Source organism: Saccharibacillus sp. WB 17 (assembly GCF_008634075.2).
GTDB lineage: Bacteria > Bacillota > Bacilli > Paenibacillales > Paenibacillaceae > Saccharibacillus > Saccharibacillus brassicae.
In genome coordinates this window covers 75,115-100,699 of the sequence record NZ_VPFK02000012.1, presented here as the reverse complement: position 1 = coordinate 100,699, position 25,585 = coordinate 75,115, and the positions used below count along the sequence as shown (strand labels likewise).

General features: G+C 57.9%; 22 protein-coding genes and 1 pseudogene. 6 read left to right on the top strand and 17 right to left on the bottom strand.

Annotated features, from left to right (window positions below; all coding sequences use genetic code 11):
- Positions 1–18: 18 nt before the first annotated feature.
- The 3 genes from FTE24_RS04490 to FTE24_RS04480 all read right to left on the bottom strand — a co-directional run bounded on the left by FTE24_RS04490 (position 19) and on the right by FTE24_RS04480 (position 3,720).
- Positions 19–792 carry a prolipoprotein diacylglyceryl transferase family protein gene (locus FTE24_RS04490; RefSeq protein WP_150229218.1) on the bottom strand — a complete coding sequence of 258 codons (774 nt, stop codon included), beginning with the start codon at positions 790–792 and terminating at the stop codon, positions 19–21.
- Between the two features lie 85 nt (positions 793–877).
- Positions 878–1,192, bottom strand: a complete 315-nt coding sequence (locus FTE24_RS04485) for a hypothetical protein (protein ID WP_150229220.1) — start codon at positions 1,190–1,192, stop codon at positions 878–880.
- A 185-nt stretch (positions 1,193–1,377) separates the two neighbouring features.
- Entirely contained in the window at positions 1,378–3,720 is a 2,343-nt protein-coding gene (locus FTE24_RS04480; protein ID WP_150229222.1) for a heavy metal translocating P-type ATPase, read from the bottom strand.
- A 193-nt stretch (positions 3,721–3,913) separates the two neighbouring features.
- Between FTE24_RS04480 and FTE24_RS04475 the strand changes: the two genes are divergently transcribed.
- Positions 3,914–4,303, top strand: coding sequence for an ArsR/SmtB family transcription factor (locus FTE24_RS04475; RefSeq protein WP_415663161.1), 390 nt, complete (start codon positions 3,914–3,916; stop codon positions 4,301–4,303).
- Positions 4,304–4,484: 181 nt separating this feature from the next.
- On the opposite strand, the gene FTE24_RS04470 is transcribed toward FTE24_RS04475, so the two are convergent.
- On the bottom strand, positions 4,485–5,510 hold the full coding sequence (locus tag FTE24_RS04470; protein WP_150229224.1) for a cation diffusion facilitator family transporter: 1,026 nt from the start codon (positions 5,508–5,510) through the stop codon (positions 4,485–4,487).
- 350 nt (positions 5,511–5,860) lie between these two features.
- Between FTE24_RS04470 and FTE24_RS04465 the strand changes: the two genes are divergently transcribed.
- Positions 5,861–8,062, top strand: coding sequence for an anthranilate synthase component I (locus FTE24_RS04465; RefSeq protein ID WP_150229226.1), 2,202 nt, complete (start codon positions 5,861–5,863; stop codon positions 8,060–8,062).
- Between the two features lie 536 nt (positions 8,063–8,598).
- Here the strand turns inward: FTE24_RS04465 and yidC are convergent.
- The 3 genes and pseudogenes from yidC to FTE24_RS04450 form a co-directional block, all read right to left on the bottom strand.
- Positions 8,599–9,384 (bottom strand): annotated as a pseudogene (yidC, locus tag FTE24_RS04460) (membrane protein insertase YidC); the annotation flags it as partial.
- Positions 9,327–9,671, bottom strand: coding sequence for a hypothetical protein (locus FTE24_RS04455; protein WP_141449907.1), 345 nt, complete (start codon positions 9,669–9,671; stop codon positions 9,327–9,329). The gene FTE24_RS04455 and the pseudogene yidC, both read right to left, overlap by 58 nt.
- Positions 9,672–9,909: 238 nt before the next feature.
- On the bottom strand, positions 9,910–11,205 hold the full coding sequence (locus tag FTE24_RS04450) for a Kelch repeat-containing protein (RefSeq protein WP_237401629.1): 1,296 nt from the start codon (positions 11,203–11,205) through the stop codon (positions 9,910–9,912).
- A gap of 339 nt (positions 11,206–11,544) precedes the next feature.
- On the opposite strand from FTE24_RS04450, the gene FTE24_RS04445 reads away from it, so the two are divergent.
- Complete coding sequence (locus FTE24_RS04445) at positions 11,545–13,812, top strand: ATP-binding protein (protein WP_150229230.1); 2,268 nt, start codon at positions 11,545–11,547, stop codon at positions 13,810–13,812.
- A gap of 125 nt (positions 13,813–13,937) precedes the next feature.
- Here the strand turns inward: FTE24_RS04445 and aguB are convergent, their stop codons facing one another.
- From aguB to FTE24_RS04430, 3 genes are all read right to left on the bottom strand, one after another.
- Positions 13,938–14,819: an N-carbamoylputrescine amidase gene (gene aguB, locus FTE24_RS04440; RefSeq protein ID WP_150229232.1), complete on the bottom strand. Its 882-nt coding sequence runs from the start codon at positions 14,817–14,819 to the stop codon at positions 13,938–13,940.
- Between the two features lie 117 nt (positions 14,820–14,936).
- A complete protein-coding gene (locus FTE24_RS04435; RefSeq protein ID WP_150229234.1) occupies positions 14,937–15,971 on the bottom strand; it encodes an agmatine deiminase family protein in 1,035 nt (344 codons plus the stop codon).
- A gap of 149 nt (positions 15,972–16,120) precedes the next feature.
- Positions 16,121–17,110, bottom strand: coding sequence for a ketopantoate reductase family protein (locus FTE24_RS04430; protein WP_150229236.1), 990 nt, complete (start codon positions 17,108–17,110; stop codon positions 16,121–16,123).
- Positions 17,111–17,299: 189 nt separating this feature from the next.
- Between FTE24_RS04430 and FTE24_RS04425 the strand changes: the two genes are divergently transcribed.
- Together FTE24_RS04425 and FTE24_RS04420 are read left to right on the top strand one after the other, a co-directional pair.
- Complete coding sequence (locus FTE24_RS04425; protein WP_150229238.1) at positions 17,300–17,890, top strand: TetR/AcrR family transcriptional regulator; 591 nt, start codon at positions 17,300–17,302, stop codon at positions 17,888–17,890.
- An 81-nt stretch (positions 17,891–17,971) separates the two neighbouring features.
- Positions 17,972–19,102 carry an AI-2E family transporter gene (locus FTE24_RS04420; RefSeq protein WP_141449914.1) on the top strand — a complete coding sequence of 377 codons (1,131 nt, stop codon included), beginning with the start codon at positions 17,972–17,974 and terminating at the stop codon, positions 19,100–19,102.
- A 69-nt stretch (positions 19,103–19,171) separates the two neighbouring features.
- Here FTE24_RS04420 and FTE24_RS04415 read toward each other — a convergent pair whose 3' ends face one another.
- Positions 19,172–20,059 (bottom strand): aldo/keto reductase, encoded by an 888-nt coding sequence (locus FTE24_RS04415; RefSeq protein ID WP_150229240.1) that lies wholly within the window; start codon positions 20,057–20,059, stop codon positions 19,172–19,174.
- Positions 20,060–20,167: 108 nt separating this feature from the next.
- Complete coding sequence (locus FTE24_RS04410) at positions 20,168–20,662, bottom strand: GNAT family N-acetyltransferase (RefSeq protein ID WP_150229242.1); 495 nt, start codon at positions 20,660–20,662, stop codon at positions 20,168–20,170.
- 196 nt (positions 20,663–20,858) lie between these two features.
- On the opposite strand from FTE24_RS04410, the gene xerS reads away from it, so the two are divergent.
- Entirely contained in the window at positions 20,859–21,950 is a 1,092-nt protein-coding gene (gene xerS, locus FTE24_RS04405) for a tyrosine recombinase XerS (protein ID WP_150229244.1), read from the top strand.
- 135 nt (positions 21,951–22,085) lie between these two features.
- On the opposite strand, the gene FTE24_RS04400 is transcribed toward xerS, so the two are convergent.
- From FTE24_RS04400 to FTE24_RS04380, 5 genes are all read right to left on the bottom strand, one after another.
- Positions 22,086–22,496, bottom strand: a complete 411-nt coding sequence (locus tag FTE24_RS04400) for a DUF350 domain-containing protein (protein WP_141449918.1) — start codon at positions 22,494–22,496, stop codon at positions 22,086–22,088.
- Positions 22,497–22,659: 163 nt separating this feature from the next.
- Positions 22,660–23,331 carry a PspA/IM30 family protein gene (locus FTE24_RS04395; RefSeq protein ID WP_141449919.1) on the bottom strand — a complete coding sequence of 224 codons (672 nt, stop codon included), beginning with the start codon at positions 23,329–23,331 and terminating at the stop codon, positions 22,660–22,662.
- A gap of 105 nt (positions 23,332–23,436) precedes the next feature.
- A complete protein-coding gene (locus tag FTE24_RS04390) occupies positions 23,437–23,793 on the bottom strand; it encodes a prenylated flavin chaperone LpdD (protein ID WP_150229246.1) in 357 nt (118 codons plus the stop codon).
- A gap of 32 nt (positions 23,794–23,825) precedes the next feature.
- On the bottom strand, positions 23,826–24,791 hold the full coding sequence (locus FTE24_RS04385) for a dihydroorotate dehydrogenase (protein WP_150230655.1): 966 nt from the start codon (positions 24,789–24,791) through the stop codon (positions 23,826–23,828).
- A gap of 32 nt (positions 24,792–24,823) precedes the next feature.
- Entirely contained in the window at positions 24,824–25,522 is a 699-nt protein-coding gene (locus FTE24_RS04380; protein WP_150230657.1) for a dihydroorotate dehydrogenase electron transfer subunit, read from the bottom strand.
- Positions 25,523–25,585: the final 63 nt, after the last annotated feature.

Below are 25,585 nucleotides of genomic sequence, written 5' to 3'. Positions count from 1 at the left end.
GCCGAAACACGCTCCTTGTCATTGGGATGGGTCGAGCACGGATTTGGGACGCAGCAGCAGCCAGCCGTAATAGATCAAGCCCGCGATACAGGCCAGTTGAATATTGTTGAGCCCGATATACGGGTGCGGCGTCGGTTTGATAAACTCGATAACAAAACGGAATGCGAGATAGCCTCCCATAAACGCCTGGAACATGCGTCCGGGCACGTAACCGGCCCGAATCGCTTGCGGGTCGCGGCTGCTGCGGTACATCGGGTAGAGAATGAGCCCGAGCGCCAGCAAAAAGCCGATCTCGTACAGCTGCGCCGGATGGCGCGAGACGCCGTCGCCGAAATCGATACCGGTGATCCAGGACGTCGCGACGCCGTATGTATGGTCTTCGAGGCCGGTCAGGAAGCAGCCGACCCGTCCGATCGCCATGCCGACGATCAGCGGATAGACGAAGTCGTCGCCGGTTGAAGACTTCCATCCGGTCCACTTTTTGGCCAATTCGACGCCGATCAACCCGCCGAGCAGGCCGCCCACGATCGTTTTGCCGCCCCATAGCCAGTTGCCCTGAAGCAGCTGTTCCCATGCGGCGGCCGGATCTTCGAAATAATACAGCAGCTTGGCGCCGAGCGCGGCGCCCAAAATCGTACCCGCCAAAATCTGCAGGCTGGTCAGCTTCGACATGCCGCTCGGACGGCGCGTCCACAGATAGAGACGGAAGCCGATGAAATAAGACAGCGTCTCGAACAGGACGTGCGGATGGATTCGCCACGGTCCGAGCGCGATATACACGGGAAATTCCACAGACTTCCTCCTTCGGATTCGGTGAAAACGGACAATCGATCATTCACGAAAAACAGTAATTCAAAGAGATCAGTAGTTCAGGAAATCAGTAGTTCAGGAAAAGCATGCCGCCGCAGATCGCCAGCAGCAGCAGGAACAACCCGCCGATGATCGCCAGAATCGAGATCGCGATCTGACAGCCGGGATTGGACGACGGACCGGACGGCCGTTCCGGACGGCGCTCCCAGCCGTCCCCGTACCGGGGATCGGAACCGTTCCGCATTCCGGCGCCCGCACAGTCTGCGAACTTGCAGCCGCCCGCCTCGGCGTCGTAACACTCGTCGCACAGCATGCGCCCGCAGCGGCTGCATTGGTGGTCGGCTTCACGTTCGGGATGATACGCACAATGCCTTTTTGGCATCTCCTCACCTCCATCGCTTATTCTTCGCGGCCGCCCCGTCTTTTCCCTGCCCATCTTCTCCAAAATAAACCAAACCAAAAAGGAACCGCCGACGGCGGTTCCTCCAAGAGTCGATAGAAAGAGTTAAATAGAAAGAGTCGATAACAATTTAAAATAAGACAATCGGCATATCCGCCGATTCCGGCTTACACTTCGAGCGGACGGTCGGGCGATTGCGTGACGGCCGTAGCCGCGGGGCTTCGGTCGACCCGCAGCACACGCATCGCGTTCAGCACCGCGATCAGCGTAACGCCGACGTCGGAGAACACCGCTTCCCACATCGTCGCGATGCCGAAAGCGCCAAGGATCAGAAACACGGCTTTGACCCCGAGCGCGAAAATAATGTTCTGCCATACGATTCGGCGCGTCCGCTTGGCGATGCCGATCGCCGTCACGAGCTTCGACGGTTCGTCCGTCATGATGACGACATCCGCCGCTTCGATCGCCGCGTCCGAGCCGAGCCCGCCCATCGCGACGCCGATATCGGCGCGGGCCAGCACCGGCGTATCGTTGATGCCGTCGCCGACGAACAGGATTTTGCCTTTGGGCGATTTGGATCGCTCCAACCGTTCGATCTGCCCGACCTTGTGCTCGGGCAGCAGTTCGGCATGCACTTCGTCGATGCCAAGCGTGCGTCCGACCGCTTCGCCGACGCTTCGAACGTCGCCGGTCAGCATGACCGTCCGGCGAATGCCGAGCGCCTTCAGGCCGCGCACGGCTTCCGCCGCATCGGCCTTGATCTCGTCCGCGATAACGATGCGGCCCGCGTAGCGGCCGTCTACCGCGACGTGCACGACGGTGCCGGGCGCCGTCTCTCCGTCAAACGCTACGTGCTCGCTGCGCATCAGCTTCGCGCTGCCGGCCAGCACGGTCGCGCCGTTCCATGCGGCGCGAATACCGAGTCCCGAAATTTCTTCGTAGTCGGCGACTTTCGACTTGTCGAGTTCGCCGCCGTACGCTTCGCGAATCGAGTCGGCGATCGGATGGTTCGAGTGCAGTTCGGCATAAGCCGCCGCCTCCAGCAGTTCCTGTTCGGAGATTCCGCCGGCCGGACGAATCTCCGTGACCCGGAAGCTGCCCTGCGTCAGCGTGCCCGTCTTGTCGAACACGACGATCTCCACCTGGTTCAGCGCTTCGAGGTAATTGCCGCCCTTGACCAGAATGCCCTGCTTGGAAGCGGCGCCGATGCCGCCGAAGAAGCCGAGCGGGATCGAGACGACAAGCGCGCAGGGGCAGGAGATGACGAGGAAGATCAGCGCGCGGTAGATCCAGTCCGAGAAGATCGCGCCGGGCACGACAAGCGGCGGCACGACGGCCAGCAGCAGCGCGGTAATGACGACGACCGGCGTATAGCCGCGCGCGAACTTGTTGATGAACGTCTCGGTCGGCGCTTTGCGGCCGGCGGCGTTCTCGACCAGTTCCAAAATTTTGGACACCGACGATTCGCCGAACGTACGCGTCACTTCCACGGTCAGCACGCCGTTTTTGTTGACGAAGCCGCCGAGCACCTCGTCTCCCGACCGTACGCCGCGCGGCACCGATTCGCCTGTCAGAGCCGATGTATCGACCATCGAGGACCCTTCGATCACGCGGCCGTCCAGCGGCACTTTCTCGCCGGGACGCACCAGAATCAAGGAGCCGACCGAGACCGACTCGGGATTCACCCGCTTCGTCTCGGCGCCGGTCTTCAGGTTGGCGTAATCCGGCCGGATGTTGAGCAGCGACGTGATCGATTGGCGCGACCGGTTGACCGCCAGGCTCTGGAACAGCTCGCCGATCTGGTAGAACAGCATGACCGCCACGCCTTCGGGATACTGCCCGATCGCGAACGCGCCGACCGTCGCGACCGACATCAGGAAATATTCGTCGAAAAGTTGGCCGCGGAACATGTTCTTGAGCGCCTGGAGCACGACGTCCCCGCCGACGCTCACGTAAGCGAGCAGGAACAGCGCAAGTTCCAGGCCCGGCCCGAGCGGAGCCAGCATCGCGGCCGCCATCAAGCCGGCGCCCAGCACCAGTCTTGCGATCAGCGTCTTCTGCCCGCGGCCTTCTCCATGCCCGTGCGCATGACCCGCATGGGCATCATCGGCAGCTTCGTGCCGGGAATTCCCGCCGATCGATTGCGGTGCGGAACCTTGTACCGCGCCCGAATCGTTCCGGCTGCCGTGCGCGCCTGCCTGCGCGTCCCCGGCATGCGATGCTGGCGCCTGAATGACCGCGCCCGAAGCGTCGACGGTCTGGCGGGTGCCTTTGACGACGATCCGGACATGCGGTTCCAGCTTTTTGATCGTGCCGGCGGCCCGGGACGACAATTCCTGTTCCCGGACAGGGTCGGCTTCGAACGTCAACGTCTTATTGACGAAATTGAGCGAACAATCGGATACCCCCGGCATTTTCCGGACGCTGTTTTCGATCTTGAGCGCGCAGTTGGCGCAGTCCAATCCTTCGAGCACCCACTCGCGCTTCACGGTTCCCGCTGCGGTTCCCATGGCGATCCCTCCCGCTATTCGAAAATTTTACGATTTATATATGAGCATATGTTCATGTGTTAGTTCGATTATAGTCTCCTTCCCACCCGAAGTCAAAGCCCAAGTCGACGATCGGACCGCTCAAACGACTATTCGTAATCCCAACGATGTTTGGTATAATGGGTCCATAACGCATACGGGAAGGTGATGACGCGTGACACAGGAAACGCTGCGCGATGACATGATCGACGAATGCGGCCATGACGGCGCGGACAGCTCGGCTCCCCGCGATACGCTGGCCCGGATCAAAGAGAACTTCGTGGACGATTCCACGGCGATCGATATGGCGGAAATGTTCAAAGCGCTCGGCGATCCGACGAGGGTCCGGCTGATCTATACGCTGCTCCAGCAGGAATTGTGCGTGCACGATCTGTGCATCGTTCTGGATATGACGCAGTCGGCGGTCTCGCACCAACTCCGCTATCTGCGCAACACGCGCATCGTGAAGCGGCGCAAAGTCGGCAAAACGGTATTCTATTCGCTCGACGACCGCCATGTGGAAGAGATTTTCGCCCAGACGCTTCAGCATCTCAAGCACGGCTGAAGCGATCCGGCGGCGAAGCGTGAGAACGTATAGGCGTGTCGTGATGCCGTCGCGCGAACGTAACGCCAGGCGATCGCCAAGCGGCCAACGCCAAAAAAGGAAGCTCCCGGCAGGAGCTTCCTTTGCTTTTGCCGGATCGGTCCGAACTTGATTACGACCGATCCATGACGCTGCGTGATCTTTAATGAGACTCGTGCTTGTGGTCGCGGTGATGTTCATGCTTGTGGCCGTGGTGAGGCTCATGCCCGGATTCTTCGTCCGTCACCCGGCAGACCATGCCCGGCAGGTCGAGCTGGATCGTGATATGCCCGATGCCGAACCGTTCGGTCAGCAGGCTGCGCGCCCGGTTCATGACGTCGACGGCTTCGGCGGGATCTTCGAGCAGCAGATGGCCGCTCAGCAGCGGAACGTCGGACGACAGCGACCAGACATGCAGGTCGTGCACGCCGCGAACGCCCGACAGACCGCCCAGTTCCCGGCGAATCTCGTCCGCGTCGTAACCCGCCGGAGTGCCTTCCATCAGGATATGGATCGAATCGCGGGTAATGCGGTACGCGCTCAGCAGCACGAGCAGGGCAACGACGACGCTTGCGATCGGATCGGCGAGGTTCCAGCCGAACGCCATGATGAGCAGCGCCGCGACGATCGCTCCGACCGAACCGAGCAGATCGCCGATCACGTGCAGAAAAGCGCTGCGGATATTCAGGTTGTGCGACGTGTCGCCTCTCATCAGAATATAGGCGGCCGCGATATTCACGAGCAGCCCGATCACCGCGATTGTCAGCATGCCCGAACTCAGGACGCCGGGCGGATCGGAGAAGCGCCGGAACGCTTCATAGAAAATGTAGAGCGAAATGCCGAGCAGCGCGAGCCCGTTCAGGAACGCCGCCAGCACCTCGAAGCGCTTGTAGCCGTACGTCTTCGCGCTGCTTGCGCTGCGTTCGCCCCAGATCATCGCCAGCAGGCTGAATCCGAGCGCCGCCGCGTCGCTGAGCATATGTCCCGCATCCGACAGCAGCGCGAGGCTGTTCGTCATCAGGCCGCCGATCACTTCCACCACCATATAGGAAGCGATCAGGAAAAAGGACAGCTTGAGCGCTTTCTTGTTCGCGCCGTGCGTATGGGAATGGGCATGGGAATGTCCACCCTTGCCGGCAGAATGCGAATGGGCATGTGCGTGATCCGGATTGCCGTTGGAAGCCTTCATCGTTCTCACCTCTCTTTTCTGTTAACATATGAGCATGTATTCATACGTTAATCTTAGTCTTTTTTTCCGCGGATAGCAAGTGTTTTCCTTCGCTGCCGTGCGCAAGCGGCCGTCCCATATTGACAAGCTGCCTGCCGACCCGGTATGATTTGCGGTAAGTCCGGAGAGCCGGACGGCCGCGGAAGAGTCCGCACGTTTGACCGAGACGATTTATTTAAGCAGCAGAGCCTGAGCAGAGACTAGAGCAGAGACAAGTTGAGCGGAGCCGAGACCCCTTTTCAATCGCATATCCATCACACTTTCTTTCTCTTTTCTCTCCAACCCTTTACCTACCCAAGGAGGAGAAAAAGATGAAATTCAAAGCTACCCTTTCCCCCCAGCAGGCGACTTACGCCACGCGGGGCGAACTCGAAGTTACCCGTACGCTGACCCCTCTCGATTCGTCGGAGGCGATCGCTTCCATCCTTACCGCCATCGATACCCATCGCGGCGCCCTGTTCACGAGCGGCTACGAATTTCCGGGCCGTTATTCGAGATGGGACGTCGGTTTTCTGAACCCGCCGATCGAGCTTCGCTCTTCGCGCGGTCTTTTTGAGATTCAGGCGCTTAACGAACGCGGCGACCTGCTGCTCGATTTCCTGCATCGCCACCTGTCCGCCGATCCGGTATTCGAACTTGGCCGCGACGGGCGGCTGATCTCCGGTTCCATTCTTCGCCAGGGCGACGAGGACGAGCGGCTCTCCGAAGAAGAACGGACCCGCCGCCCGTCGATCTTCACGCTGATTCGCAGCATCAAGGAAGCGCTGGAATCGCCGGAAGACTCCCAGCTCGGCTTGTACGGCGCTTTCGGCTACGATCTGGTGTTCCAGTTCGAACCGATGGAACTCAAGCACGAGCGGACGCTGGAGCGTCCCGACGTCGTGCTGTACCTGCCGGACGAGATCGTCATCGTTGACCGCCAGCAGGATCAGGCGTACCGACTGAGCTACGATTTCACGTCGGAAGGACGTTCGACGCACGGGCTTGACCATTCCACGCCGGTCACCCGCGCGCTGGCGGAAAGCCCGGCTCCCGAGCAGCTGCCGGCATACGTGCCGGGACGTTATGCGAGCCTCGTCGATACGGCGATCGAGCAGTTCAAAGTCGGCAACCTGTTCGAGGTCGTGCCGACCCAGACGATCTACGAACCGTGCCCGGACGCGCCGTCCGTCGTATTCGAACGGCTGAGCGCGATCAACCCGAGCCCGTACGGCTTTATCGTCAACCTCGGCAACGAGCATCTCGTCGGTTCTTCGCCGGAGATGTACGTTCGCGTCGAAGGCAAACGCATGGAGACATGCCCGATCTCGGGCACGATCAAACGCGGCGCTTCGCCGATCGAAGACGCGGAGCAGATCCGCAAGCTGCTCAATTCGCGCAAAGACGAAGCCGAGCTCAATATGTGCACGGACGTCGACCGCAACGACAAATCCCGCGTCTGCGAACCGGGTTCGGTCAACGTGATCGGACACCGGCAGATCGAGACGTATTCGCATCTGTTCCATACGGTCGACCACGTGGAAGGCACGCTGCGCGAAGGTTCCGACGCCCTGGACGCGTTCATGACCCATATGTGGGCCGTCACCGTAACGGGCGCTCCCAAAAAGGCGGCGATCCGCTGGATCGAAGACCACGAAGATTCCCCGCGCGACTGGTACGGAGGCGCGGTCGGATTCTACAGCTTCGACGGCGGGCTGAACACGGGACTTACGCTGCGCACGATCCGTATCCGCGAAGGCACGGCCGAGATCCGCGTAGGCGCGACGCTGCTGTACGACTCGATTCCCGCCGAGGAAGAAGAAGAGACGCTGACCAAAGGCGCGGCGCTCGTGAAAGCCGTTCGCGGCCTGCCTGCCGCTGCGGCGGCGGCTTCCTACCCTGCCGATTCCGACGCGGCGCCGGGCACAGGCCGACGGCTTCTGTTCGTCGATCACGAAGATTCGTTCGTGCATACGCTCGCCGGCTACTTCAAGGAGACGGGAGCCGAAGTGCTCGTCCTGCGCACGCCGGCCGCGCTTCGCATCCTGCAAGAAGGACGCGAGAGGTTCGACGCGCTCGTGTTGTCGCCCGGTCCGGGGCGGCCGGACGATTTCCGCATGCGGGAAGTGCTGGATCTTGCGGCGAAGCGCGAACTGCCGCTGTTCGGCGTCTGCCTCGGCCTGCAGGGCATCGTCGAATATTACGGCGGCAGCCTCGGCATCCTCGACGTTCCGCAGCACGGCAAGCCGGCGCTCGTCAGTACGTCGGCGGACTGCCCGCTGTTCGAAGGCATCTCCGACGCGTTCAAGGTCGGACGCTACCACTCGCTGCATGCGGACAGCATGCCGGACTGCCTTGAAGTGACGGCTCGGTCGGAAGACGGCGTCGTCATGGGCATCCGTCACCGCGAACTGCCGGTATACGCCGTGCAGTTCCATCCGGAGTCGCTGCTGACCGCCGGCGGCCGCATCGGGCATCGGATCATCGACAATTTCATGCGTCAGGTGAACTTGAGCGAATCGGCAGTCCGCTAAAGCGGGCTTGGCCGTGGCCGGGCAGTCTGCTTCGTTCGGCATTGCGAGCCTGCTATCTACGGCGATATTTGAAAAAAACGCAAAATCCGCAATCCAAAAAAAACGTCCCGCCGCATTCCTCGGAATGCGGCGGGACGTTTTTTTTGGATTGCGGATCGAACGGATGCACCAAGTTGAAGCGGCGCGGTCGATCGGGAATACGCAGAGGCCGATCGCCAATCAGCGCAACCGATCGAGCCGGGCGAGTAAGCGCCGAGCCTCTGGGGCCAAGCGGCGCAGCTTGTATTCGGGTGTCGAATTCAGGCTTTGGCCTGCTTGGACGAACCGCCGGCTTTGGTCTTCGGTTTGCCCGCTTTTTTCGCGGAAGCGGTCGTGCCGGCTTGCGGCGGCTTGCGCTGCTCCGGGGTCGACGCAGCAGACTTGGCCGGGTGATTCGTTTTGCCGGACTTGCCGGACCCGTGCGCGGCAGGCTGCTGCGGCTCGGCCGGTTTTTCTACAGCCATCTGAGCCTGCATAGCCGAGATCGCCTCGGGGTTCGTCGGATACATTTTGCGGAACAGCAGCGTCTGGAGCAGCAGGAACATACCGCTGACCATCCAGTACAGCGGCATCGCCGCCGGAGCGCTGAACGAGAAGAACAGCATCATGAGCGGCGAGATGTAGCCCATGATCGCCATCTGCTTGCGCTGCTCCGGCGTCATGCTGTACTGCGACACTCTCGCCTGCACCAGATACAACGCCGCGACCAGAACCGCCATGATCCAGTCCGGATGACCCAGCTTGAACCACCAGAACGAATGCGTGGACAGTTCCGGCGTCAGCCGAATCGCGGTATACAATCCCGACAGGATCGGAAGCTGAATCAGGATCGGCAGGCAGCCGATATTCAGCGGGTTGAAGCTGTGCTTCTTATACACTTCCATCATTTCCTGCTGCATCAGTTTTTGCTGCTCAGCGTCTTTTTTGTTCTCGTACTTTTGCTTGAGCGCATCGAGATCTGGCTGCATCACGCCCATTTTGAGCTTCATCTGCTGCTGCGCGCGTGCCTGCCGCATCATAAGCGGGAACAGCACGGTTCGCACGATGAGCGTGATCAAAATAATGCCGATTCCGTAGCTTCCGCCGAACCAGCCCGCCAAATGCTGAATCAGATACGAGATCGGAAACACGACGTAATGATTGAAAAATCCCGGGGTCGAACTCGTAATCTCCCCGTTCTGCGCGCCGCAGCCCGACAGCAGTACCACCAAGCCCAGCAGCACCGCTAAGCCGAAAAACCGTCCTCTTTTTGAACCGAAAATGAATCCTTTTGCCTGTTCCATACTGCTCCTCCTTGTCGATTGTCCGAGACGTCATCGATAAGGAAAAAGCAGTCGCCACCGTCTTCATCGGGAGCTTCGCGGCGCCGGACCATCCGGCTCAGCCTTGAGGGCGATCCGCCCCCTCCGGGCGCCGGGATCGACACGAAATGAATGCGGTGATCGTAATAACCGAAATCGATCCAGGTCAACCGAAGTCCGCCGTACACAAACATCAGGTAAAAATACCTCAAGATCAGCAGCAGGCTGATCGAGAACAAATAGGGAAGCAGGTCTTGCAGATCAAGCAAAGGATTCACCTCCTTTCGCCGTTCAAATCATTAAATCTTCAATTGTGAATATTATAACATCCTTGTGGGGAAAGGTAAACGACTATAGTTCAAAAGGATCGGTATTTGTCCGTAGTTTCTTGAATGCACGTTACCGTTTTGAGTGCCTGCTCAACTGCAACAATGACCTCGCAGGCATCTGCCAAGCGAGGTCATTGTTTGCGATTGCTTTCACCCTAAATCAAACTAAACTTTCTTCTTATTGAATAGGTGCTTTTGTCTGGCTGATCGTGTATTCGCTGACTTCAAATGTCAAAATCTGATTAAATATGACCGAATCGGTCCGCTTGCTGAAAGGTCCTTTATTATTAAAATGCTTGTCGATAACAAATCGGGATGGGCCGCTTCCCCCATCTTTTTTATCGTACCAATTGATAAAAGTGGTTACCTCAGGCAGGGACAAATCATACTCTTTTTCCAGCCCATTCACCATCGTTACGACAAGAATCGCTCGATCTCCAACCAATTCGGGATTGGAAGGTTGGGTCGGTCCCCCTGTGCCTGGAGGCGTGATCGGTGGCTCGATGACTGGTGGAAGCGTAGACGTCAGATCCAGCATTTCAAAATTGCTGTAATAATTGGAGTTGTTTGATCCCCCGGCTACATACAATTTGTTATCCAGTACTGTAGAGGCTATCGAATGTCGGGCTAATTTTAGCGCAGGTCCGGTAGTCCAAGTATCCGTTTGGGGATTGTATACGTCAACCGCTGTCGTTGCAGGTCCGCTTATAGAAGCACTAGCCGTTGCTCCACCTATCGCATACAGAAGTCCGTTAAAACTTGTCGTGGCGATACTCGATTTTCCTTTAGGCAAGTTCGCTTTTTTTGTCCAAACATCGGTTGCGGGATCATATTCTTCTACCGAAGAAAGTATACCGTCTGAGCTGTAAATTCCACCCACCACATAGATTTTTCCGTTAATAAGAGCAGACGAGGTATATCTGCGCGCTTGCGACATTTTCGCTTTTGCAGACCATACATTTGTGGCGATATTGTACTCGTAAGTAGTTGAAACGGCATTAGTAAATTCAGTAAATCCACCGGCGATAATGATTTTCCCATTTATTACTTCCGATGCGTGGCCCGCCAATGTAACCGGCAAATCGGCTCCTTTGGTCCACTTGTTCGCAGCCGGATCGTAAATATCCAAAGACTTGGTAAGCGTGCCACTTTCTTTGATACCACCTGTTATGTAGATTTTCCCATCCACTACGACCGAACTCGAATTGGCTTTAGCGAATTCCGGGAAAGTGGTTTTTGCAATCCAAGTGTCCGTTTTGACGTCATACTCATCAATCGTATTCAGCAGGGCTCCTCCACTCATGCCGCCAATCGCATAAATTTTGCCGTTAATACCGACCAGACTCATGCGATCTTTTACTTTCAACAAGTTTGCTTTGGCAACCCAACCTTCTTCTGCGGCATGAACGTTTCCAGGCAAAACTACAAACAGGATCATCAAAACAGCCAACACCATATGCATGCTTTTTTTCATCAAAATCTCCCCTATTCCCATATATTTTAACCAAGTTAGTTATCGACATATTTATAATAGAAATTAATAGGAATATTTAAATAGTTATTAGAAATACCAAAAAATTAAATATGTTCTTTTAGTAATCATTTGTTAAAAGAGCGGAATTCAATATGGCGTTCCCACTTGCCCGGGAGCGTTTGCATAGATAAGATTTGTTGGGCACTTCCCCGCCCCAAACCACCCCAAATCCCATTCTTTCCCTTTTACCCTCTGCTTCAAGGTCAGATTTTTTAGGTAAGAGACAGTAAAGCATTTACAAAACTGACCAGCAAATCGACCAGGAAAGCAGGAAACATCATGATGAGTTATCGAAAAAAACAACTCCTCGGTTTCGGGGTCATTCTATTTGCTCTGATGATTCTGCTGCTCATTCTTGCCTTTATGCTCGACGGGGTCAAAAAAAATCTGGCCGAGATCATGGATGAGCGATACGACAAAGTCAGCCGCGCCGTCACCTTCCGCAACAACTTCTCCGCGATTAACAGCGATCTCGGTTATCTCGTCTACGAGACGGACCCGCTGCGCTCGGAAAATCACCTCATCGAAATTCGCAGCAAAAGCGAAGCGGCCTACACCGACCTTACCTCTCTTCAAACGCACCGAGGAGACAATTCCGGCGAGCAGCTGCTTGCCGCGGTCAAAAACGGATTCGACCGATACATGCTGATCGTGAACCGCGTGGCGGAAGCCCGGGCATCGGGCAGCAATCTATCCGCCGCTTCCTTGTACGTGGAAAACGCGCAGACCGTCCGGCTTAACCTGCTGCGCACGCTCAGCGAATATACGGCCATACAGGAAAACAAAATGAACTGGGCGCGCCTCGAAGCCGAACGGCAATTTTCCCGTATGCTGATGGTCAGCGCGGTGTCCGCAGCGGCTATCTTGTTGATCGGTATTTTGGCGGCCGTGTGGGTCATTCGGGGCACAGGCCGCAATTTGAGAAGAATCACCGATGCAATGGACAAATTCGATCCCGGCGCCATCGCACCCATTCCCCGACTGGAGGTCGACAGCAACGATGAAATCGGCAATATCGCTCGCGGTTACAACCACATGATCGACACCCTGGAAGACCATAATCGCAAAGTTCGGGAATTCAACCAGAAGATCGAAGAGAACCATTGGCTGCAGACGAAGCTCAGCGAATTGGCGCTGCTGTACCAGCAGGCCGAAGACAAAGATTCGCTGGCCCGGTTGTTCCTGTCTTCCGTCTCCCCCGCCGTTAACGCTTCTTCCGGCTTGTTCTACAGCCGCGACACGGACGGAAACGGCGAACGGTTCGTGCGGATCGCCGCCTATGCGACGGATCGTCCGGAAGGATCGAACGAAGCTTTCCTGCCCGGCGAAGGATTGATCGGGCAGGCGGCGCTCGACGGACGCGACATACTGATCGACGTGTCTCCCGAACATGACGGCACGACGATCCTCGCCGGCGGCGGGACGTACCGTCCGCGCCAGATCTGGGTCATTCCGATCGAAGCGAACGACCGGGTCGAAGCGGTCGTGGAGCTGTCCACGCTGGTACCGTTCACCGAACTGCATCGGCAGTTGATGGAGCAGCTGCGTTCCACGCTCGGCATCGCGCTCCAGAACGTGAACGGACGCATGGAAGTCGACCGTCTGCTGCAGGAGTCGCAGCTGCTGACCGAAGAGCTGCGCACGCAGCAAAAAGAACTGCGTTCCGTCAACGACCAGCTCAAGCAGCAGTATATCCAGGCGGACCGGAGCCGGATCGAACTGCTGGAAACGCAACACGAGCTGGAGCTCAGCGCCGAGGAATTAAGGCGTTCGTCGCAGTATAAATCGGAATTTCTCGCCAATATGTCGCATGAACTGCGAACGCCGCTCAACAGCATCTTGATCCTCTCGCAGCTGATCGCGGAAAATGCCGAAGATACCGGGGACGAAGGCCGCAGCTACGCCGAAATCATCCATCGCTCCGGCCAGGATCTGCTGGAGATCGTCAACGACGTGCTGGACCTGTCCAAAGTCGAAGCCGGCATGCTGGACATCAATCCCGAGCCGGTCTCGCTGCACGATTTTCCCGAGCTGATCAATTACGGATTCGATACGATCGCCAAGCAGAAAAATCTCGAATTCGAAGTGCATGTGTCCGACAATTTGCCGGAAGCGTTCTATACCGACGGCAAGCGGATGCAGCAGATTATCAAAAACCTGCTCTCGAACGCGTTCAAATTCACGCAGGCCGGCAAAGTCTGCTGCAGTCTCGAAAAAGCGGATGCCGAAGCGCCTCCGTGCGTAGCGTCCGAAGGAGACGCCGAGCAGACCGCCATTGCGATCAAAGTGTCGGACACGGGCATCGGCATTCCCGAAGACAAGCGAGACATGATTTTCGAAGCTTTTCGCCAGGGCGACGGACGAACCGAGCGCATGTACGGCGGCACGGGACTCGGCCTGTCGATCTGCCGGGAATTCGCCGGGCTGCTGGGCGGCTGCCTGACGGTCGAAAGCGAAGAAGGACAAGGCAGTACCTTTACGCTGTATCTGCCTTCGATGCCGCCGGACCGTTTGTCTGCCGATTCCGAGGCGGGTTTTCCTCAATAATCAAGAAGACTACCCAGTAGGCACTTCCGTATAGAAGAGTTCTCGACAGAGGATTTCTCCAATTAAAAAACCCCCGCTCTCCAATATGGAGAGCGGGGGTTTGCGATTTATTGTCCGATTTACTTTTACTGTCCGAGCTTCCGCTCGCCGTCGTACGTCGCCAAGACGCTGTACAGTTCCGGTCTGCGGTCGCGGAACACGCCCCATTCGATCCGGTCGATCTCCAGCTGGTCGAGATCGAACTCGGCGGTCAGCACTTCTTCGCGGTCGCGGCTCGCTTCGACGATCTTGCTGCCGCGCGGTCCCGCGATGAACGAAGAACCGTAGAAGTTGATCGACGAATCTTCGTCGCTTTCCGGGCCGATCCGGTTGGAGGCGATGACCGGAATAAGGTTCGAACCGGCATGGCCGAGCATGCACGCCTGCCAGTGGTCTTTGGAATCGATCGAGCTGTCCTGCGGCTCGGACCCGATTGCGGTCGGGTACAGCAGAATCTCGGCGCCCATCAGCGCCATGGCGCGGGCGGCTTCCGGATACCATTGATCCCAGCAGATGCCGACGCCGATTTTGCCGTAACGGGTATTCCATACTTTGAAGCCGGTATCGCCCGGATTGAAGTAAAACTTTTCTTCGTAGCCCGGTCCGTCCGGAATATGGCTTTTGCGATACGTGCCGAGAATCTCGCCGTCCGCGTCGATCATCGCGAGCGCGTTATAACGGGCGTAGTTTTTCTTTTCGTAAAAGCTGATCGGCAGTACGACTTCCAGCTCTTTGGCGATCTGCTTGAAATGATGGATCGCTTTGTTGCTTTCGAGTTCGGTCGCGTACTGGTAATATTCGGCCTTTTCCTTTTGGCAGAAATAAGGCGTCTCGAACAGTTCCTGCAGCAGGATAACCTGCGCGCCTTCCGCCGCCGCTTGGCGCACGAGCGCTTCGGCTTTGCGGATGTTGTCGTCGATGTCCCACGTGCAGCTCATCTGGGTCGCAGCCACTTTCACTTTTCTCATAAAAAAATTCACGTCTCCTCTCGATTTGCGGTGCTCTACAGTCTACGGTTCTCTATGAGTTACGGTTCGTTATGAGTTATGGTTCGGGATAAACTGTGCCTCGGCAGTCGATTCTGTTTAGTTCTGGCGTCCCGCCGGAATCTGCTGCGTCGTACAGTGCACGTTGCCGCCTTCGCGGATGACGGCCATGCCGTCGACCGTGCGGATACGGTAATCCGGGAACGTCCGCTGCAGCACTTCTTCGGCCAGGCGATCGGTCTCCTCGGCCGCTCCGCCGAAGACCGGCAGGATGATGCCTCCGTTGACGAAGTAGAAGTTCAGGTAGCTGAGCGTCAGCCGGCTGCCTTCGTATTCCGTATAAGGCGGCTGCTGGATCTTGACGATCTCAAGCTTCCGTCCGCGGGCGTCCGTCGACTGTTCCAGAATGCGCAGATTCTCCTGCGTAATGGCGTAGTTGTCGTCCGCCGGATCGTCGCAGACCTGGATAATCACTTTGCCCGGCGCGGCGAAGCAGGCGGCATTGTCGACGTGGCCGTCCGTCTCGTCGCCGGCCAGTCCCCGGTTCAGCCAGATGATCTTCTCGACGTTGACAAAGTCTTTGACGTGACGTTCGATCTCTTCGCGGCTCAGCTCCGGATTGCGGTTCTCGTTCAGCAGGCATTCTTCCGTCGTCAGCAGCGTGCCTTCGCCGTCGACGTGAATCGAGCCGCCTTCAAGCACGAGAGGCGCGTCGAACCGGCGCAGCCCGAGATGTTCCAGTACGGCCGGCGCTACCGCGTCGTCCAGATCCCACGGCGAATATTTGCCGCCCCAGGCATTGAAGCCCCAGTTGATCCCGGCGCGCTCGCCGTCCGCGTTCATGACGATCGTCGGCCCGTTGTCGCGCAGCCACGCATCGTTATGGGCTATTGCCAGCAGTTCGACCGGGTGACCTTCGAAGATCGGCCGCAGGCGCTCCGCGTCTTCCGGATTCACGACGAGCGTGACCGGTTCGAATTCGGCGATCGCTTTGACCAGTTCGGCGTAACCGCCGCACACTTCTTCGTAATTGCCGGGATAGACCATCGAAGACCGGATCGGCCAGGACAGCATCGTGCGTTCGTGCGGAGCCCATTCGGCGGGCATTGTATAATGAAGAGCTTTTGGATTCATCGGTAGTTGTCCCCTTGCCTGGAAAATGATCGCGCAAAAAACCTCTTATTCGCGAACACCATCATACAATAAGTTCGGCCTTTATTCAAAGGTTGTTTGCGTACGGACCGGCCGGCCTTGGGGCCTCTTTGTTCCGGGGTGTTTTTTGTTTATGGTTTTTCTATTATGAATTTTTCATGTAATGATTTATTTATGTTAAAAGAAGATGCGGCTTCGGCCTGTCTCGCCGCTTCGATCAGTCCGTCCCAAGCCGGCGACGCTTGTCCGGACGCGCCCGCCCATCTGCGGAACACCCGGTCCAGCGCGTCGATTTCCGCAAAAGAACCGTCGATCAGCCGGGCGACCGGCAGTCGATTGTACAGCGCAAGCAGCAGGCGCAGCATAAGCTTATGGCGGCGGATCAGCCGCGCCTGCGCGGGCGGAACGAGCGGATAGCCGGCCGCTTCGAGCAGGTCGAAGCCTTCCCCCATCGCGTCGACGACCTGCCGCAGCAGCCGCTTGTCGCGCGCCACCCGCCTTACGTCGCCGCCATGAATATGCAGGGCGGCGTTCAGCGGCACGATCGGCATCATATGGTTTTTGAGCCAGGCGTCGATCTCGGCATGCAGCGTAAGCTTGCAGGAACTTTTGGCGAACGCTTTCCGCAGCAGCGGCAGGCCGCCGTTATCGCCGCCGAGCGCGCCCGCGATCAGCGTGCCGCCGCCGAGCTGGACGGACATCACCGTGCCGTCCTCTCTGCGAATGCCGCCGCCGACCAGAAAGCCGAACGTGAAGCTTTTATCTCCCCCGCCCAATTCCCGCAGCTTTTGTTCGGTATGCCCGGCGTCGGGATTGTTGCCGATCATGACGATATTAGCGCTCACGTTGGCCGCAAGAGCGGGCAGGATGCTTTCGATATCCGAATATTTCATGACGGTGAAGATCAGGTCGTACCGATCGTTTTGTTCAAGGCGACGGATGACCTGAGGACGCTCCACCGTCGTTTTGCGCTGTACATAATGCCGGATGACCAGTCCGCCTTGTTCAAGCTGCTCCGCCCTTTTTCCCCGCGCCAGCATCGTAACTTCGTGTTTGCCCTGCATCAGCAGATGCGCGAGCACGCTTCCCAATACGCCCGCGCCATAGATCAAAATTCGCATAGGCTCGCTCCTTCTTCCTTTTTTCGGGAGATTGAACTCCCTTTGATATTCGACAGTTGTTGATTCCTTGACAGCTGTTGAGTATCATTAACGTAACCGACCTCGCCGCAAGCGGCAATCGTTGATGCAGGCAGTTTTGTCGCTTTTCCGACAGTGCCGCTATTTTTGTTCAGTAAAGGAGAAGAAACGATGGACCGACGCGTGCGTAAAACGAGAGAAAGGCTGTTCGAGGCGCTGATCGGACTGCTGAAGGAGAAAAATTTCGAACGCATCACCTTGCAGGAGATCGCCGAGCGGGCAGACGTTAACCGGGGAACGGTCTATTTGCATTTCGAAGACAAGTTCGATCTGCTGAACCGCTGCATCGAGACGTATTTGCAGCAGTTGAACGACAGCTGCCGGCCGGCAAGCGCTGCAGAAGCGCCCGAAGTCTCCATGCTGCGCACGTTCGAATATCTCGAAAGCCGGTTCGAGATCTATTCGGTGCTGCTGCGCGGCGACAGCCTGCCGGCTTTTCGCGTCCGGCTGTCGGAACTGCTGCGGCAGGGCGTGGAAGAGCAGTTCGACCGCAGCGTCCGGGACGAACGGGTCAACCGCGAGATCGCCGTCCAATTCGTCACGACCGCCATGGCGGGACTGCTTGAATGGTGGATCGTCCGCTCCATGCCGTATCCGGCGGATGAAATGGTCCGGCAGTTGGCGATCCTGCTGCAGGACCACGGCCTTTACGGTTCGGGGGAGCCTGCGCAGCAAACAAGCCCCGCTGCGGAGCCCCGCTGACTTGCGTCCGTTTTGTCCATTTTGTATGCTTACTAAGGAAGGTTTTCCGGAAAGATTAAGCCAAGAATGGAGAAGTGCCGAATGAACCAACCGAGAGTCTGGTCAGGACGATTCCGAAGATTGTTCCTGAACAACAAGTTTGTGCTGTTTTTGTTTATCGCGCTGCTGGTCGGCGTGAACGTTTTGGTCTTCTCCAAAATTTCGTTCATCTTCAACCCGCTGTGGGTGTTGGTGAAGACGATCGTTCTGCCGATCATCCTGACGGGCATCGTCTACTACCTGCTTAACCCGATCGTCGATTTTATGGAAAAAAGAAAAGTGAAACGTATCTATACCATCTTGTGCCTGTACGTTCTGATCATCGGCATTTTGACGACCGTGATCACGCTGATCGTGCCGGTCATCCGCGAGCAGCTGCTCGGCTTCTTCGAAAACTTCCCGGCTTACAGCCAGACGATCCAGACCGAGTTTGAAAAATGGATCGGCAGCGATCTGGTTACCCAGTTCCAGACCGCTACCAACCTGAACACGCAGGAACTCGTCAGCTCGTTCTCCGAGCGCGCCACGACCATCTTAAACCATACGTGGTCGGGCATCGGCGGCGTGCTCGGCGTCGTCAAGGAACTGGTGCTTGCGATCGTCACGCTGCCGTTCATCCTGTTCTACCTGCTCAAAGACGGACGCAAGCTGCCGGGCTACATCCTCAGTTTCGTCCCGACGAAGCTTCGTCCCGGTTCCCTGACGGTGCTGCAGGAAACGAACCATCAGATCAGCTCGTATATCCGCGGCCAGATCATCGTCAGCATGTGTATCGGCGTGCTGCTATATATCGGCTACCGGATCATCGGGCTGGAGTATTCGCTCGTGCTTGCGATCGTCGCCGCGTGTACCGCCATTGTCCCGTACCTGGGACCTGCGATCGCGATCACGCCGGCCATCATCGTCGCGGCCGTCACGTCGCCGATCATGCTGCTCAAAATGGTCATCGTCTGGACGGTCGTGCAGTTGGTCGAAGGCAAGTTCATCTCGCCGCAGATCATGGGCAAATCGCTCAAGATTCACCCGATTACGATCATCTTCGTCATTCTCACGTCCGGCAACCTGTTCGGCGTCGTCGGCATCCTGCTCGCCGTACCGGGTTACGCCGTTCTCAAAGTGTTGGCGCACCACGTGTTCGACTGGTTCAAGATGCGTTCGCAGATGTATCTGTAATCAACGAAAAGCCCCCGGTTCCGCGAGAGCGGAAACAGGGGGCTTTTTACGTGCCGGTTATGGAAAAACTCAGGTGCGTCCGGTCCAGTCGGCCGGCGCGATCTCGTGCCAGCGGCGGCGAATCTCGTCGTAGCGGTCGGCCGCAAGCGGGCCCGCTTCGAGCAGCTTCGCATTCTGATGCCAGCGATCCGGCTTCGTCGTGCCGACGATCGCGGTATGCACGCCCGGCGTCGACAGCGTGAAGCGCAGCGCCGTGGCGACCGAATCGTCTTCGGACTGGAAGCCGTAGTTCAGGTCGCGCAGCCGGTTCCAATACGCATAGGCGTAATCTTCGGGCTGCACCGTGTCGAACAGCCAGGCCGCGTTCGCGATCGGACGCTTGACCGTCACGCCCATATTGCGCTTGATCGCTTCCGGCAGCGTCAGGTCGATCGCTTCCTGATCGGCCACGTTCAGCGAAGTTTCGAGACTGTCGAAAACGTCCGTTTGGATCGCGTACAGCGCGTCCGTCGTGTCGCCGCTGTAGCCGATGAAGCGCGTCTTGCCGTCGCGCTTCGCTTTTTGCAGCACTTCGATCACTTCGCCTCGCCGCAGCACTTCTTCGGAGCAGCTGTGCAGATGGATCATGTCCACATGGTCGACCTGCAGCCGCTTCAAGCTGCGGTCGATCGTCGCGGCCAATGTCACCGGGTCCCAATCGGGACCGTCGATACCGGCGGAATGTCCGCATTTGGTGAACAGATAGAAATCGTCTCGGCGGTGCGCAATCGATCTGCCAATCAATTCTTCGCTGTCGCCGTAACATTCGGCCGTATCGATAATGTTCAGCCCTTCGTCGATCGCGCTGCCGAGCAGCTTGTCCACGTCAGCCTGCGAGACGCCGCTGCCGATCTCCGACGCTCCGAATCCGAGCACACTGACCTCCATGCCGGTGTTGCCATAGGTTCTTTTTTCCACTGTGCATCCTCCTCGTGTTGTCGCTCAAGTTGCGTTCCACAGACCCATTACCCGGCAAAGCCGTTTAAGAAAGCGTATTCTAAAATTCTTTTTGCAGCGGTATGGGTGTCAGCTCTCGAAATATTGGCTCGGATGGCCGTTGAACGGATGCGTACGCTCTTTGTAGGCACCGGTCGTATAGACGCCGATGATCTGACGCCAGAAGCGCTGCGCGGGCTCGTTGTTTTTGAGCTGCGTCACTTTCCAGCGGCCTTTGAACCGGTCGAACAGCATGACGGCCGCCGCCGCTCCGACGCCGCGTCTGCGAAACTTTTGCAGCACGAAAAATTCGACCATGTAATACGAAGGGCGCTTCCCTCCGTCGTCTGTCCGTTCGACCAGCGCGAATCCGGCCGGCTCGCCGTTCGCCCGTATCAAAAACGGGAATTTGCGCTCCGGCTGCGTCCAGAACTCGTGCAGGTCGGGATAGGCGGGCAGCCTGCCTTCTTCGTTCGCCGCGATGTCCAGATACAGCGTAAAATCATACAAATAAAACTGAAGCAGATTTTCGATCACCGTTTTGCGCGGCTCCGGCACAACTTCCAATTCCACAATCGGTCCCATTCTTTTCCGCTCCTTTTTCCGGCATAATCCGCACGTTTCCTTCTCTATCGTAACCGACGCCCCTCCTTTCCGGCAACTTCCGCGCGTCCCGTTCCCGAACGTCCGCCTGCGTGCCGGAGCGCCTACTGTGGTAAACTAAACGTAAGAGCCGGCATCCGACCGGACCGACGTTTACCCCGCGAAAAGAGGAACCGCCATGAGCATTCAAAAAAACATCGACCGCGTGCGCCTCGGCGAAAAACTGCCCGAGATGCCCGACTACGTCCAACAATTCATCGACTACAAACTGCCCGATCTGTCGCCATCCACGCTGCTGGAATACGTCCGCGATTACGAATCGTTCTTCAACTGGCTGCGGGCCGAAGGCTTGTCCGCCGGGACCGGGATGAAGGACGTCACGCTCGAAGAACTGGAAGCGCTGCGGATGGACAATATTACGGGCTACCGGCTGCATCTGACGACGCGGACCGCAAGTCCCAATTCCCGCACGACCGTTATCCGCAAACTGTCCGCGCTGCGTTCCCTGTTCCATTATCTGAGCCAGATCGCCGAAGACGACGATTTCTATCCGCTGCTCAAGCGCAACGTCATGGCGAAGATCGAGATCAAGCGCGCGAACAAACCGAAAGATACGGCCGCCAAGCTCAAAGGCAAAATTCTCGAAGAGCAGGAGCTGACCGAATTTATCGACTATATCCGCGAAGGGTATGCCGTCGATGTCGCGGGCAACAAGCAGGCGCTCTACGCCCATGCCAAAAACAAGGAACGCGACGCTTCGATCGCCAGTCTCATTCTCAATTCCGGCCTGCGCGTGTCGGAAGTGATCAACCTGAACCTTGCAGACCTCGACGCCGGCAACAAGCTGCTGTACGTCCTGCGCAAAGGCAGCAACGACGATACGTTCAAGACGCCGGTCTATTTCCGCGATCAGGCCCGGTTCGATCTGGAACGCTATCTGTCGCTGCGGGACACGGAATACGCGGCGCCCAAACGGGAAAAAGCGCTGTTTCTCGCGATTCCGAACGGCCAGAAAGAAGGCAAACGGATGACCAAGCGCGCTATTCAGGCCATGATCATCAAATATGCCAAACGGTTCGGTAAACCTTATTTAACCGTGCACAAGCTGCGTCATTCGTTCGCCACCGATTATTATTTGCAAAATGATATTTACAAAACCAAAGAGCAGCTTGGCCATGCTTCGACCGAAACGACCGAAATCTACGCGCATCTGACCGACAAGACGATGTCCGAAGCGATCGAGCGGCGTGCGGCCGAAGAACAGCGGTGAAGAGCAGCGGTCTTCTGGCAGCGTCATATTCGAAAAAGATACCGCAAGCGGCGTGCGCAGGCGGCGGCATAACAAAAAAGGGAGCAGCGGCGTTATGCCGATGCTCCCTTTTTCGCAAAATGTCTTGCCATGCAATCAGATGGACAACGCCGCCGTAATGATCATCGCCCCGATCACGTGCAGCGTGCCCGCAAACAAACCGTGCGCCACGTTGCCGCGTTCCGTGCCTTCGTCGAGGTTCAGCCCGCCCCATTTGCGCAGCACGAATTCGACCGCGCTCTCCAGCGCAAGCAGGATAACGAACGTAATGAACGACACGATCCACGCGCTCACGATGCTTGAAGAACCTTCCAGCACGTATTTCAAAATAAGCGCCTGCGCGAAAATCTTCATCACCAGACGGATCGTCACCGCCAGGTTGCCTCGTTTCAATTCCTGAAAATCTTTGTATTTCGTAAACAACGAATCGATGACCATCAACAGGGTCAGCAGCACCGCTCCGGAAAGCGTCCATACCGCAAGTCTTGCCAAATCCGAAAATTCCACTTTCCGTCCTCCTTGCACCGTCGATTATGTAGGTCTGTTGCTGTGGAAAAAGCCGGGGACCTCAAACCATGAAAAAGCGAAGGGAGCCGCCGCGTACGCGCGTTCCCCTTCGCCAGGCTTCGTCCGCCTTGCCGGCGCTTCGAGCCTTGTATGATTGCGGGTGTTATTCTTTCTTCTCGTACTGCTTCATAAGTGCCGCCAGCTCACTGTCTACTGCACTATTCTTGCCGAGTTCGGCAAATTCGTCGTCGAGCGATTTGCCTTTGGACGACATTTCGTTGCTCGCTTCGGCCTGCGCTTCCATATTGAGCATCTTGTCTTCCATCCGCTTCAGGCCGGAAGTCGCGCTGTCGGAGTTGAAGCCGGACATCGTTTTGTTGATTTCCGTTTGCGCTTTGGCCGCGCTGTAGCGGGCGACCAGCGTATCGCGCTTATTTTTCATTTCGGTCAGCTGCTTGCGCATTTCTTCAAGCTTGCCGCGCAGGTTGTCGGCGGCCGCTTTGTTCTGATCGAAACTGTTCTTGTATTCGGTCATCTTCTGCTCGGCCGCATTTTTCTCTTCGAGCGCGCGGCGGGCCAGGTCGACGTTCTGCGCCTGAGCGGCCATATGCGCCTGTTCCGTGCGGCGGTTCACCAGCTCGGACTGCTCTTCGTACAGCTGCTTGAACTTCTTCTCGATTGCGATCTGGGCGGCTACCGCTTTCTCCGCGTCGGCCAGATCTTCCTGCATGTCGCGGATGTACTGATCGGTCAATTTGACCGGATCTTCGGCCTTCTCGATCATGGCATACACATTGGACAACGTGAGATCTCTTAATCTTTTGAAAACGGACATTCGGGTTGCCTCCTTGAATGTAGTGTTCGCTGCTGTTTCAACCATTACCCTTATCTATTACGAAGGCTAACAAAATCGGTTTCATCCCGCGCCAAAATTTTTAAATTAATTTTTCGGTTCTTCGAGCCGCTCTCCGATTTTGCGTTGCACGACCGCCGAGATCTCGTCGATCTGCGCCCGGGTAAGCCCGTCGTAATGAATGCCCATGGCGACCGTCACCGTGCGGCGCAGCAGCAGGGCCGCGCGGCGGGCGGCAGGTTCGCTGAGCACCTGTTCCCGGTGCCCGGGAACGACGCACGTCTGCACCCGGACTTCGCCGCGTTCCATATAAGCCGTCGAGACCGCTCCGATATGCGCGGCGCCGCCGGTCACGATAAGCAGCGTGTCCCGGCCGACGTCCCGGCGCTCGACTCCGATCTCTTTTTCCGCGGCGTCCGAATGATACGTGTAGGTGCGTGCCATGCCGGCTTGACCTCCCCATGTCTGCATGTTTTTCACAGTATGCCCCGGATCTCGCTCAGGCTGCGAATGCCTTCCGCGACCATGAACCGTTCGACGCCCGCGGCAAGTTCCGCCCCGGCCTGAACGTTGACGAAATTGTACGTGCCGACCTGCACCGCTTCGGCGCCGGCCATGATGAATTCGAGCACGTCTTCCGCGCTTGAGATGCCGCCCATGCCGACGACGGGCAGGTTCACGTTCCGGCACACCTGATGCACCATGCGCAGCGCGATCGGTTTGACGGCAGGGCCGGACAAGCCGGCGTACAGATTGTCGAACACGCTGCGGCGCCTGCGCACGTCGATCTTCATGCCCGGCACGGTATTGATCAGCGACACCGCGTCCGCGCCTTCTTCTTCGCACATCTGCGCCATGCCGACGAGGTCTTCGGCGCCGGGCGACAGCTTCACCATGAGCGGAAGTCCGGTAGCGGCGCGCACTTCCCGCACGACTTCACGCGCCGCGTCCGTCCGGACTCCGTACGCGATGCCGCCTGCCTTGACGTTCGGGCACGAAATGTTCAGTTCGATCAGATCGACGGCGCGGCGGCCTTCCCGCTCCCGGATCCCGGCGTCCGCGTCGATCAGACGCGCGCCTTCGGCGTATTCCTGCACCGTGCCGCCGCCCAGATTGACGATGCGCACCGTGCCGAGCGTCTCCCAGAACGGACATTCCTGGTCCAAAAAGGCCGGGATGCCCGGATTTTCGAGCCCCACGCTGTTCAGCATGCCCGACGGCGTCTCGTATACGCGGATACCGGAATTGCCCGGGCGCGGATGCAGCGTGAGACCTTTGCCGCAAATGCCGCCGAGTCGGCTCAGATCGTAGAAGCTGCCGTATTCCCGGCCGAAGCCGAACGTGCCCGAAGCCATGACGACCGGATTTTTGAACGCGACTTCCCCGATCCGGCAAACGGTATCGGGCCTTGTTTCAGGCGTCCCGGCCTGCCCTCCGGCCATACGGGCAAGGTCGACGCTGCGCATCGTCTCGCTCATGCCAGCACCACCTCTCCGGCCCGGAAGACCGGCCCGTCGACGCACGCTTTCCGGCGCCCGCCGGGGCTGCTCACGCTGCATACGAGGCAGGCTCCGACGCCGCAGGCCATGCGGTTCTCCAGCGACAGATACACGTCGGCCCGCCCCGAAGACAAGCCGCTTTTGATCTGGGCGGCGCGCAGCATCGGTTCCGGTCCGCATACCCATACGGTATCGTAGGCGTCGAAGTCGACCGTATCCAGCACGATGCCGCCGAGGTTGATCTCGACGGGATGGCCGAGCGCGCGGAATTCGCGTTCTTCGTACGCTTCTTCGCTGAATCCCAAGTACAGATCGGCGCACTCCAGATGCCTCGCCGCGTAATACAGCGGCGCGATGCCGATCCCTCCGCCGACGAGCGCGACGCGGCCCTGCGCCTGCGCAAGCGGGAAGCCGTTCCCGAGCGGACCGAGCAGCGCCACGTCATCGCCCGGTCTCAGCCGCGACAGCAGGGCCGTCCCTTCCCCTGCCACTTTATATAGAAACTTGACTCCGGTCTCGTCTTGATCGTACACGCTGAGCGGACGCGAGAGCAGCGGATACCCGCCCCACCCTCGCACCATAAAAAATTGCCCCGGCCGCGCTTCGAACCGTCCTTCCGCGTGCATCACGTAAATCCCTTCCGCCGTACGCCGATTGGAAATAACTATCGCCATCATGTCCTCCCCCGGATTGCTTGACTACGCATATCCTGTCCATGATGCCTCGTGCAGGCCGTG

Bases quoted from the DNA above. Each gene is read 5' to 3' on its own strand.
- FTE24_RS04485 (WP_150229220.1), bottom strand. From the start codon at position 1,192: ATGCCAAAAAGGCATTGTGCGTATCATCCCGAACGTGAAGCCGACCAC.
- FTE24_RS04480 (WP_150229222.1), bottom strand. From the start codon at position 3,720: ATGGGAACCGCAGCGGGAACCGTGAAGCGCGAGTGGGTGCTCGAAGGA.
- FTE24_RS04410 (WP_150229242.1), bottom strand. From the start codon at position 20,662: ATGGGACCGATTGTGGAATTGGAAGTTGTGCCGGAGCCGCGCAAAACG.
- FTE24_RS04395 (WP_141449919.1), bottom strand. From the start codon at position 23,331: ATGTCCGTTTTCAAAAGATTAAGAGATCTCACGTTGTCCAATGTGTAT.
- FTE24_RS04465 (WP_150229226.1), top strand. From the start codon at position 5,861: ATGAAATTCAAAGCTACCCTTTCCCCCCAGCAGGCGACTTACGCCACG.
- FTE24_RS04430 (WP_150229236.1), bottom strand. From the start codon at position 17,110: ATGCGAATTTTGATCTATGGCGCGGGCGTATTGGGAAGCGTGCTCGCG.
- xerS (WP_150229244.1), top strand. From the start codon at position 20,859: ATGAGCATTCAAAAAAACATCGACCGCGTGCGCCTCGGCGAAAAACTG.
- FTE24_RS04385 (WP_150230655.1), bottom strand. From the start codon at position 24,791: ATGGCCGGAGGGCAGGCCGGGACGCCTGAAACAAGGCCCGATACCGTT.
- FTE24_RS04425 (WP_150229238.1), top strand. From the start codon at position 17,300: ATGGACCGACGCGTGCGTAAAACGAGAGAAAGGCTGTTCGAGGCGCTG.
- FTE24_RS04390 (WP_150229246.1), bottom strand. From the start codon at position 23,793: ATGGCACGCACCTACACGTATCATTCGGACGCCGCGGAAAAAGAGATC.
- FTE24_RS04380 (WP_150230657.1), bottom strand. From the start codon at position 25,522: ATGGCGATAGTTATTTCCAATCGGCGTACGGCGGAAGGGATTTACGTG.
- FTE24_RS04445 (WP_150229230.1), top strand. From the start codon at position 11,545: ATGATGAGTTATCGAAAAAAACAACTCCTCGGTTTCGGGGTCATTCTA.
- FTE24_RS04470 (WP_150229224.1), bottom strand. From the start codon at position 5,510: ATGAAGGCTTCCAACGGCAATCCGGATCACGCACATGCCCATTCGCAT.
- FTE24_RS04435 (WP_150229234.1), bottom strand. From the start codon at position 15,971: ATGAATCCAAAAGCTCTTCATTATACAATGCCCGCCGAATGGGCTCCG.
- FTE24_RS04420 (WP_141449914.1), top strand. From the start codon at position 17,972: ATGAACCAACCGAGAGTCTGGTCAGGACGATTCCGAAGATTGTTCCTG.
- FTE24_RS04450 (WP_237401629.1), bottom strand. From the start codon at position 11,205: ATGAAAAAAAGCATGCATATGGTGTTGGCTGTTTTGATGATCCTGTTT.
- aguB (WP_150229232.1), bottom strand. From the start codon at position 14,819: ATGAGAAAAGTGAAAGTGGCTGCGACCCAGATGAGCTGCACGTGGGAC.